The 1,205-nt window shown below is 35.7% G+C and carries 1 protein-coding gene; it reads left to right on the top strand.

Features of this window, described 5'->3' with window-relative positions; all coding sequences use genetic code 11:
• The first annotated feature begins 184 nt into the window (after positions 1–184).
• Positions 185–1,156 carry a hypothetical protein gene (locus tag LX69_RS17405; RefSeq protein WP_111447296.1) on the top strand — a complete coding sequence of 324 codons (972 nt, stop codon included), beginning with the start codon at positions 185–187 and terminating at the stop codon, positions 1,154–1,156.
• Positions 1,157–1,205: the final 49 nt, after the last annotated feature.

Raw genomic sequence — 1,205 nt, 5'->3', positions numbered from 1 at the left:
TAGGGATTTAGTTCAACATTGTGTAGCATTAATGGCGGTTGAAGCACGTTTCGCAAGGTTCTTTTCCCGCATCAGCCATCTAACGGTTTGAAAGGTGATTCGCCCGCAATCCGCCACTAATGCTACACTTCCCGTTGTGGCCAATGGTAGGAGAAGACAACCGTAACATATAACGAATAGAGAAATGACATTAAAAGAAGCTGTTTTAAAAAGTTTAGAAGAAATTAACGAACTGACAAATTATTTGGAAGTTTACAATCACATTGTTGAGAAAAAATATTATGACTTTGGTACAGCAAAAACTCCTGGTTCGACAGTTTCGGCTCTTCTAGGTGACTTTATTCGTAACGGTGATTCAAGAGTAAAAAGAATAAAACAACAAGGCGGTACTTATTCATACTACTTGACAAGGAACGAGCAGAATATTTCGATTGATGTTTTGAGCGGTGAAACGGAAGTTAAATCAACAATTCCTACAAAAGTACCCAAAACGAAGACTTATGACGAAAGAGATTTGCATAAGCTTTTGAGTAGTTACTTGAAAAATACTGATACATATTCAAAGACTATTTTTCACGAGCAATCAAACAACAAAGACAGCAACCAAATTTGGACTCACCCTGACATGGTCGGAATTAAGTTTCTGAACTTACAAACAAAAGCAAGTCAGAACTTTTTGAAATCAATAAATAGGGTTGACACATTCAAAATGAGTTCATACGAACTGAAAAAAGAAATAAATAGCGATAGCGAACTGAAAAAAGCTTTCTTTCAGGCTGTTTCAAATTCAAGCTGGGCAAATTATGGATACTTAGTTGCTTTTGAATTTAGCGATAGTTTGAGTGATGAAATGGCAAGACTAAATCAATCTTTTGGAATCGGAATTATTGAGCTCAATTCAAATCCATATCAAAGTAAAGTGTTGTTTCCTTCGACATATCGTGAATTGGATTTCAAGACAATTGATAAACTCTGTAAAATGAATACTGAATTTAATAGATTCATAGAACAGACAGAAAAACTTATGACAGCTAGTGAGAAGTATGTGTCAGGAGCGGAAAAAGAGCTTGACGAATTCTGCGACAATTATTTTATAAGTGACACAGAAATTGATGATTATTGCAAAGAAAGAAACATCCCGACAAACGAAGAATGAAAGAACCACAGGCCACAACATCGCATATACCTAATGGCGGTTTTACTGC

Source organism: Breznakibacter xylanolyticus (assembly GCF_003254275.1).
GTDB classification, from domain to species: Bacteria; Bacteroidota; Bacteroidia; order Bacteroidales; family Marinilabiliaceae; genus Breznakibacter; species Breznakibacter xylanolyticus.
The sequence above is the reverse complement of the archived record's forward strand: the minus strand, read 5'-3'. Positions and strand labels throughout refer to the sequence as shown.